The 9,138-nt window shown below is 54.7% G+C and carries 7 protein-coding genes and 1 tRNA gene; 7 read left to right on the top strand and 1 reads right to left on the bottom strand.

The window, feature by feature from the left end; genetic code table 11:
* The 6 genes from ABJK56_RS05705 to sucD all read left to right on the top strand — a co-directional run.
* Positions 1 to 838, top strand: an 838-nt coding sequence (locus ABJK56_RS05705) for a glycosyltransferase (RefSeq protein WP_347243702.1), incomplete at its 5' end; no start/stop codon positions are given.
* Between the two features lie 409 nt (positions 839 to 1,247).
* Positions 1,248 to 2,186: a hypothetical protein gene (locus tag ABJK56_RS05710; protein WP_347243703.1), complete on the top strand. Its 939-nt coding sequence runs from the start codon at positions 1,248 to 1,250 to the stop codon at positions 2,184 to 2,186.
* 144 nt (positions 2,187 to 2,330) lie between these two features.
* Positions 2,331 to 3,323, top strand: coding sequence for a GTPase (locus ABJK56_RS05715; protein WP_347243704.1), 993 nt, complete (start codon positions 2,331 to 2,333; stop codon positions 3,321 to 3,323).
* A gap of 116 nt (positions 3,324 to 3,439) precedes the next feature.
* Positions 3,440 to 5,164 (top strand): DNA polymerase/3'-5' exonuclease PolX, encoded by a 1,725-nt coding sequence (gene polX / locus ABJK56_RS05720; RefSeq protein WP_347243705.1) that lies wholly within the window; start codon positions 3,440 to 3,442, stop codon positions 5,162 to 5,164.
* A gap of 147 nt (positions 5,165 to 5,311) precedes the next feature.
* The gene (sucC, locus tag ABJK56_RS05725) at positions 5,312 to 6,505 is read left to right on the top strand and encodes an ADP-forming succinate--CoA ligase subunit beta (RefSeq protein WP_347243706.1); all 1,194 of its coding nucleotides are present in this window, start codon (positions 5,312 to 5,314) and stop codon (positions 6,503 to 6,505) included.
* Between the two features lie 119 nt (positions 6,506 to 6,624).
* Positions 6,625 to 7,506 (top strand): succinate--CoA ligase subunit alpha, encoded by an 882-nt coding sequence (gene sucD, locus ABJK56_RS05730; protein WP_347243707.1) that lies wholly within the window; start codon positions 6,625 to 6,627, stop codon positions 7,504 to 7,506.
* Between the two features lie 60 nt (positions 7,507 to 7,566).
* Here the strand turns inward: sucD and ABJK56_RS05735 are convergent, their stop codons facing one another.
* Positions 7,567 to 8,421, bottom strand: a complete 855-nt coding sequence (locus ABJK56_RS05735; protein ID WP_347243708.1) for an RNA polymerase sigma factor RpoD/SigA — start codon at positions 8,419 to 8,421, stop codon at positions 7,567 to 7,569.
* A gap of 516 nt (positions 8,422 to 8,937) precedes the next feature.
* Between ABJK56_RS05735 and ABJK56_RS05740 the strand changes: the two genes are divergently transcribed.
* A tRNA-Ser gene (locus ABJK56_RS05740) sits at positions 8,938 to 9,025 on the top strand.
* The last annotated feature ends 113 nt before the right edge of the window (positions 9,026 to 9,138 follow it).

A 9,138-nucleotide genomic window follows, 5' to 3' on the forward strand; every position in this document is an offset into this window, starting at 1 on the left:
TTACTCCGTGCTGGCCAGGGGATTAACGATCAAAATTCCAATCGTTTATGTCGAACACGGTCGATTCTATCCGGATAGAAGAAAGTGGCGGAGATTTCTGTTTAACAGATTTCTTTTGCGACGGGATGACGTGATCGTTGCTGTGGGAGAGTCCGTCAAACAGGCGTTGATTAGAAAGGAAGGTTTCCCGGCGCACCGGATATCGATAGTCTACAACGGGGTAGATGTACGGCGATTTAACGGATGTTTTAGTAAAAGGAGTTATTACCGCCAATTACTCGGTGCAGGCCCGCAGGATCTGGTGGTTGCTCACGTAGCGAGGTTCGACCGGCTGAAAGATCACTTTACCGCAGTGAGTGCGTTTCAGCACTTGCGCGATATACCGATCAAGTTGATCCTCGTAGGCGACGGGCCCACGCGCAAGGATGTGGAAAACGCCATCCAAAATATGAACCTGAAAGAATCCGTTCGATTACTCGGTTATCGACAGGATATTCCTGAACTTTTGGCAGCTAGTGATATCTTTTTACTCACAAGCCTGAATGAGGGAATCCCGGTTACCATTATTGAGGCCATGATGGCGGGATTGCCCGTTGTTGCGACCGAGGTAGGGGGGGTTTCGGAAATTGTCGTGAAAAATGAAACTGGTCTGCTGGTGCCGCCCCAGAATCCGGGAGAAATAGCGAGAGCCTTGCACCGGCTCGCCGCGGATAGTGAGCTGAGAACGAGACTGGGCCAGGCAGGTCGACATCGGGCGGAAACGCTCTTCTCGGAGGACCGTATGTTTTCGGAGTATGATTCCCTTGTGGAGAAGCTTATTGCTCAAAAGGCAGGGTAACCGATAGCCAGAACTGGCGTCCTGGATTGGGGCTGATCTCGAACTGAGATGATGGGGTTCCCTGACAGTTTCTCGAATGGCGGTGTTGGTCACTCAGGGATATAGTACACCGATGCCAGGTGTGGACACGAACTCTGGATCGTTCATCGTGTTTGCGGATGACTGGGGTCGGCATCCCTCGAGCTGTCAGCATATCTTCTCACACCTTCTCGATAAATTTCCGGTCCTCTGGGTGAATACAATCGGAATGCGCCCGCCACGATTAGATGCGTTCACTGTCAGGCGGGGTTTGGAAAAAATATGCCAGTGGCTCAATATATCTCGTCGACACGAGAAAGAAACGGAGGTGCCGAGGTCAGATGTCTGTAACAGGACACCCCGTGTTCTGAATCCGGTGATGTGGCCTCGAGTGACGCGACGATGGGAGCGGGCGATCAACCGCGCGCTCTTGCAGTGGCAGCTTGCACCAGCAGTTCGTCAATATCCAAGGCCACGCGTGGTTGTGACTACGATACCAATAGCGGCCATTCTTGTTCGAGTCTTACAAGTCGATCGGTGGCTTTACTACTGCGTGGACGACTTTCGGAACTGGCCTGAGATGGACAGAAAGGGAATCGCAGATTTAGAACGGTGTCTCGTCGAACAAGCTGACGTTATCATTGCGGCGAATGAGTATTTAAAAAGGCATATAGAAGAATTTGGAAAAACTGCTGTGATTATCACGCATGGCATTGATTGGGAAAGATGGTCCTCTCCCGCACGTGAAAAGAGTATCGAGCCCATTTCCGAATGGCTTCGGCGTTACGAACGACCGTGGATCGTTTTTTGGGGCTCTATCAACTGGCAGGTAGATGCGACTATTGTGGCAGCGATAAGCGACAGGTTGGTGCAGGGTAGCATTCTTCTGATCGGTCCGATCAACACCCATGATCCCAAGCTGGGCGGAATTGCACGGGTCAAGATGCCTGGGCCGATTCCGCAGTGTATGCTTTCGGTTCTGGCACGGCATACCGACGTTCTTATTATGCCCTATCGCCGCGGTCCCGGTGTCGACGAATCGGAACCGTTGAAGCTGCGAGAGTATCTGGCGACAGATCGGCCCGTCGTCGTTTGTGACATACCTGCGACGCGGGGGTGGGCAGATGCAGTCGACATTGCGACGACACCGGAGGAGTTCGCGGCGTGGGTGGATTTGCGTCTCAAAGTGGGGGTTGATCCGCACCAGCTTGAGGCCCGTCAGCGTGTTCGCGGTGAGAGTTGGTCAGAGAAGGCAAAGCAATTTGTGGAGGTTGCTTTCCACTCGCTGCACGGTCCATTGATGAATTTGGACCCTGGCCGGACGGGCTGATTAGTGATATAGATAATAATGAATCAGCAAACCAACGAGCGGTGAATACCGCGCACCAGTGGAGTTTGAGCGTTGGAGCAAGTAATTCGGTTTGGGCGATTGGCAAGAGAGGTGCATTGATCGATCACGGATGTTGAGACGGCGATGCCGGCAAATCTCACACCGCAATACCTGAAGGCTGAGGAGGAATATCGGCGCGCTTCAACCCCGGAGGAGGAGTTGAAGTGGCTGCAAATAATGCTTCAGGAGATCCCGAAGCACAAGGGAACGGACAAGCTCCAGGCGGAGCTCAAGCGGAAAATCAGTGAGGTCAAAAAGCAGATTCAGGCAGAGCGGAGCACCGGGCGCCGTACCCGGGGGTTTCGCATTCCGCGTCAGGGGGCCGGGACAGTGGTCATTTTGGGCGGGCCCAATGCGGGGAAAAGCGCCCTCCTGCGCGCCCTGACGCGTGCTACCCCGGAGGTGGCTCCCTATCCGTTCACGACAAAGGTGCCGCTGCCCGGGATGATGCCGTGGGAAGACGTGTTCGTACAGTTAATTGATACTCCGCCAATTACAGCCGACTTTATTGACCCCTGCATGCACGGGCTCATTCGGAGTGCTGATCTCGCACTGCTCATGGTCGATTTGGGAAGTGATGAGGGAATTGTGCAGTGCCAGGAGGTTATTGAAAAACTGAATAAAACAAAGAGCCGTTTAAGTGCTACATCTTATTTGGACGAGGAGGATGTGGGATTATCATATACTCGAGCGTTCCTTGTTCCCAATAAAATAGACTTAGAAGAGGCGCCGGCTCGTCTGGAACTGCTTCACGAACTTTTACCGCTCGACTTTCCGGAATATGTGATTTCCGCGGAAAAAGGCATCGGTTTGGAGCCGCTCCGAGAAGCAATTTACAAGGCCCTGGATGTGGTTCGCGTATATGCCAAGCCGCCCTCTGCGAAAGAGCCCGATCTGGAGCGCCCATTTACATTTCGCCGTGGCAGCACCGTCGCTGACATGGCGGCAGAGATTCACAAGGAGCTGGCAAAAAACCTGAAGTTCGCGCGGGTGTGGGGATCGGCGGTCCATCCCGGGACGGTGGTCAAGGGCGATTACGTGTTGCAGGATCGCGATATTGTTGAGCTTCATATGTGACAGAATTTCCAAGAATCTTCATGATAGAACTGAAGTATTACTCATCCACTTGCCAGAAAAACGTGTTAAAAAGCATAGCATTAAATATCTAAAATCTTTGGGGAGTATTCCTGACTGTGACAAACGCGGAAATCGCCTCGGTTTTTGAGCAGATCGCGGACCTTTTGGAATTTCAAGGCGCGAATCCTTTCCGAGTTCGAGCCTATCGGACAGCGGCCAGGACAGTCAGCGAGCTCACCGAGCCGGTGGCCGAATTGGCCCAAAAGGGACCTGAGGCACTCACAGAATTGCCCGGTATTGGGGCCGATCTGGCCGACAAGATCACCACACTGGTCAAAACGGGATCTTTACCGCTCCTGGAAGAGTTAAAATCCCAGGTTCCCGAGAGTGTGCTGACTCTCATGCGGGTTCCGGGTTTGGGTCCGAAACGAGTTGCTGCCATTTACAATAAGCTGAAAATCAAAACGCTCGAGGAGTTGCGCGAAGCGTGTCTTCAACACAAAATCCGCGATTTAGAGGGATTTGGGGCCAAGACCGAGGAGAACATACTCAAGGGTATTGAGGCGGCCCTTGTCGCTGTGCAGCGGATTCTGTGGTGCGATGCGGATCAGATTGTCCAGGAAATTCTCGCCCATCTCGAAGAAACGCAGGGATTACGCCGCTTGGCCCCGGCGGGGAGTTATCGCCGTGGCAAAGATACAGTCGGGGATCTCGATTTTTTGGCCGTTGCCGACGATCCCAATCCGGTCATGGATCGACTGGCGAAATATCGGGCGGTGAAAGATATCATCGCGCGCGGCGATACCAAGATGTCGGTGGTGTTGCACACTGGGCTGCATGTGGACTTGCGCGTGGTGCCCGAAGAATCATTTGGGGCAGCGCTCCAATATTTCACAGGCTCAAAAGAGCACAATGTTATCTTACGGGGCATGGCTAAAGATCTCGGCTTGAAGATCAACGAGTATGGCGTCTTTCGAGGAGACAAACGTATCGCTGGACGCGAAGAAGAAGATGTCTATGGGGCGTTGGGACTGCCGTGGTTCCCGCCGGAGCTTCGAGAGGGACGCAAGGAGTTTGAATGGGCAGCCACTGGGTCACTTCCCGAACTTATCACACTGGAGGACATCCGAGGCGATTTGCATATGCACAGCACATGGTCGGACGGCCTAGCGACGATTGAGGAGATGGCTGAGGCAGCTAGGAAAAAAGGGTATCAATACATCGCGATCACTGATCACTCTCAGCGCGTTACTGTAGCGAACGGGCTAAATCCTGAGCGGCTGCTCACACAGTGGAAGGCGATCGATCAGTTAGCAGGCAGATGGCGGAACTTTCGGATTCTCAAGGGAGTCGAAGTGGATATTCTCGAAGATGGCCGGTTGGATCTTCCCGACGAAGTGCTGAGTGAAGCTGATTGGGTGGTGGCCAGCGTGCATTTTGGACAGAATCAATCTCGGGAGGAAATCACGCGACGGATTATCGGGGCCCTGAAACACCCAGCCGTATGTGCCATTGCTCATCCTACCGGCCGGTTACTTCTCGAACGTCCCGCCTATGAGGTCGATCTGGACGCGGTGTTACGGGCGGCGCGGGATTATGGCAAGATGATGGAGCTTAACGCGCATCCGCGACGCTTGGATCTCGACGATGTAGCGTGTGCGGCAGCCAAAGCGTACGGTGTCCCTATTGCAATTTCGACAGATGCGCATAGCATAAATGGACTCGAGGCCATGCGCTACGGGGTCCTACAGGCTCGCCGGGGCGGATTGACGAAGGAGGACGTGGTGAACACGCTGCCCTGGGGAGAATTGAAAAAGCGACTGCCCCGATACCGTCGATGAACTTGGGGTATTCGGGATTCGAACCTCGACAGGGCATCGGAAGAGGGCATCCGTTCGGTCGGACCGTTACCCCGACAAAGCGTGAGCTGTGCGCCGGTGCTTCCTCACGGACCAAATTTCACTAATTACGATCTATAACTACGATCTATGAAAATCCACGAGTATCAGGCCAAGGCATTGTTTCGAGAGTTTGGGGTGCCGGTGCCCGCTGGCAAAGTGGCGGAAGCACCTGAGGAGGCGGGCCGCCTGTTCGAGGAGTTGGCGGTTCCACGGGCCGTAATCAAGGCCCAGATTCACGCTGGAGGAAGAGGAAAAGGAACCTTCCGCGAGTTCCCCAACCAACACGGAGTGCAACTGGTAACATCCCCGGAGGAAGCCAAGCAAGTGGCCGGCCGAATGCTCGGGCACACACTGGTGACCGCTCAAACTGGGCCAGAGGGACGGGTGGTTCGCCGCGTCCTTATTGAGGAGGCGGCCGACGTCACACGCGAACTGTACATGGGCATGGTGGTAGACCGGCAGAGAGAATGCCCGGTTATTCTGGCTTCTGCTGCCGGCGGAATGGATATTGAGACTGTGGCGGCGACCCAACCAGAGGCCATTTTTTATGAGCCGGTGGACGTGAGCTTGGGGGTTCGCCCCTATCAAGGCCGCAAGTTGAGTCAGAAGCTGGGATTAGGACAAGGTGATCTTGCCCGGCAGTTGGACGCTGTCCTCCGGGGAATTTCGACGATTTTTGTGGAAAAAGACTGTAGTTTGGTGGAAATCAATCCCCTGGGAGTCACCGCCGACGGGCGGCTTTTGGCAATGGATGCCAAAATCAACTTCGATGATAATGCCGCCTTTCGGCATCCAGAGTGGAAAGAACTTCTGGATGTGTATGAGGAAGATCCGATTGAACTTCGAGCGAGCGAAGCAGGATTGAGCTACGTCAAACTTGACGGAGATATTGGGTGCCTCGTGAATGGGGCCGGTTTGGCGATGAGCACGATGGATTTGATCATGCTTCATGGGGGGCGTCCGGCCAACTTTTTGGATGTCGGTGGTGGGGCAGACCTCAACCAGGTGATTGAGGCGTTTCGAATTCTTCTCGCGGATTCCAAAGTCAAGGCGGTGTTGGTGAACATTTTCGGGGGCATCATGCGCTGCAGCACGATTGCGCAGGCACTTGTGGAAGCGCATCGCACGGTAGGAATTACCGTCCCAGTGGTCGTTCGCCTGGAAGGAAATGAGGTTGAGCAGGGCCGAAAGATCCTGGCAGACAGCGGTTTAGCGATCATTCCTGCCAATGATCTAACAGACGCTGCCCAAAAGGTAGTCGCAGCAGCCGCAGGGCGATGATCGGTTGGCTTTCGTTAGATAGAGCTGGGCAGGTTGCAACGAAGAATTTCGTTATCCTTTGGTTGATGATAACACCATCACAGAAGGTGCTTTCGTAGATCACTTGCATGGTTTCTTTTATGAGCATCCTGGTTAACAAAAGCACACGGGTCATCTGTCAGGGAATCACAGGGAAGGCAGGGAGATTTCACACCCAGCAGTGCCTGGCATACGGCACTCAGGTGGTTGGAGGGGTCACGCCTGGGAAAGGGGGAACCACGGTTGATGGAGTGCCCGTGTTTGACACCGTGGAGGAGGCCGTTCGTTCCACCGGTGCTGATGCGACGATGATATTCGTCCCACCACCATTCGCGGCCGATGCCATCCTGGAAGCCGTGGATACCGGAATTAAGTTAATTGTCGCGATTACCGAAGGCATCCCCACGCTGGACATGATCCGTGTCACGCCTGTCGTTCGGCGGGCGGGGGTCCGCCTCATCGGACCTAACTGCCCCGGGGTGATCACACCTGGTGAGTGCAAAATAGGGATTATGCCGGGTTACATTCATCGGCCGGGGCGTATTGGAGTTGTCAGCCGATCGGGAACGCTGACCTACGAGGCTGTTTGGCAATTAACGCAGCGTGGGCTTGGCCAGTCGACCTGCATTGGCTTGGGGGGAGATCCGATTGTTGGAACCAGCTTTATTGATGTGCTTGAGCTGTTCAAGAGGGATCCTCAAACCGAGGGGGTGTTCCTGATCGGCGAGATTGGCGGAAATGCGGAGGAGCTCGCCGCAGAGTTTATCGCGAAACACTTCCCCAAGCCGGTAGCCGCGTTTATTGCGGGGAGGACCGCCCCACCGGGAAAGCGAATGGGGCACGCCGGTGCCGTTATCACCGGTGGGAAGGGAACCGCAAACGACAAAATCAAGGCCTTGAAGGCAGCCGGCATCGAGGTTGCCGAAAGCCCAGCGGAAATGGGGGAGGCGATGGAGCGCGCACTGAAAAAGTGGCGTGGATAACTCTTACGCGACCTGAGCCAATTGCAAAAGGGAATGTCTGGTTGGCGCGATAGCCCCCCTTTACTGGGGGGCACCTTCTAGGGCTCGGGCGAGCTTCTGAAGGGCCTCGGTTTCAATCTGGCGGACACGCTCTCGTGTAAGACCAAGGATCTCCCCAATTTCTTTGAGGGTTTTCGGTTGCTTATCGTCCAGCCCGAACCGCATGCGCAAAACGGCGGCCTCGCGGGGATCCATGTGTTTTAATTTTTCTCGAATGTGATTGAGGCTGTCATGCGTGACGAGCTCTTCATCGGGCGGACGGAACCGCTCATCCTCCAGCATTTCCCCGAGCGACCACCCGTTGTCCGCCTGGTCTGTATGTGGCGTCAAGTTGTAGATCCGTATTGCTTTCTTGATGATGCCCAGCTTCTTACGAGGGATCCCTAGAACCCTGGCAACCTCCTCGGGCGTGGGGGTTCGGCCCAGCTCTTCGGCGAGCCGGGTGCTGGCTCTCCGCCATTTCGAAAGCAATTCCACCATGTAAGCGGGAATCCGCACGGTTTTCCCGCAGTTGATGAGCGCCCGTTTGATGGACTGCTTGATCCAGTAACTGGCGTAGGTGGAAAAGCGGGTGCCGATGGCGGGGTCGTATCCTTCCACCGCACGCAGCAGGCCCAGGTTTCCCTCCTCGATCAAATCCTGCAGGCTGAGGCCTTTTCCGACATAATTGCGAGCGATATTCACCACCAGGCGGAGATTTGCACGAACCATTCGGTCTCTCGCCACTGGATCCCCGTTGCCAATGGCGATGGCGAGTTCCATCTCCTCCTCAGGAGTGAGAAGAGGGGTTTCGTTGATCTCACGGAGGTACGACTCCAGGGGCGAGTGCACATCATGATCCTCGGAGTACCGTCGTTTCGTCTTAGTCTTCTTCATAGGTGCTCAATCGATATTGGAACGACATTGCGACTCCCTGACCCAATGAACCTATCGACCCTCAACTGAGGTTTCCTGCATGTCGTTGGAAAACTGACAAGCTAAGCCGACGCAATGGGATGCGCGGAATGTGATGACGAGATCAACTTTGATCGATTGCGTAGGTCGTACCTGATATAGGGGATGGCAAATAGCTCGGATCACCCACGGTCAGCAACCCCGGGCCGAGTTACACGTCTTGTCATAACTGTGGAAACTGATAAACTGTTGATAGATGAAGCTGGGCACCCCATCCCCGGACGGAGGTTGTGCCAACTTGGACCGGGCGATGGCCGTCGGTCCCGCTTGGTGCGGGGAGGGATCGGCTTATTCAATCTTCCCGCATCGCGGTGGATTGACAACGGCGGCGCAGGTGTCGCGTCATTCCTGACGAAGGTGCCTGTTACCGATCAAACATCGAACTAGAAATAAAAACTCTAGTACCGGGAATTTGTGCCCCGTAGTGGGGTGATGAACGGAGAGGTGGCCGAGTGGTCTAAGGCGCGGGTTTGCTAAATCCGTAGGGGTGTTCAACCCCTCGCAGGTTCGAATCCTGTCCTCTCCGCTAAGTTATAATGTGCAGACGTAGGTTAGCACCTGCACTGCGGTGTACCATGCCGTAATTGAATGGCCCGCTCGATTCGCTCGTCTTTCGCCTTCAGTGAAGCCGCTCTAGCC

The organism is Thermogutta sp. (assembly GCF_039793925.1).
GTDB lineage: Bacteria > Planctomycetota > Planctomycetia > Pirellulales > Thermoguttaceae > Thermogutta.

Bases quoted from the DNA above. Each gene is read 5' to 3' on its own strand.
- sucC (WP_347243706.1), top strand. From the start codon at position 5,312: ATGAAAATCCACGAGTATCAGGCCAAGGCATTGTTTCGAGAGTTTGGG.
- ABJK56_RS05735 (WP_347243708.1), bottom strand. From the start codon at position 8,421: ATGAAGAAGACTAAGACGAAACGACGGTACTCCGAGGATCATGATGTG.
- sucD (WP_347243707.1), top strand. From the start codon at position 6,625: ATGAGCATCCTGGTTAACAAAAGCACACGGGTCATCTGTCAGGGAATC.
- ABJK56_RS05715 (WP_347243704.1), top strand. From the start codon at position 2,331: ATGCCGGCAAATCTCACACCGCAATACCTGAAGGCTGAGGAGGAATAT.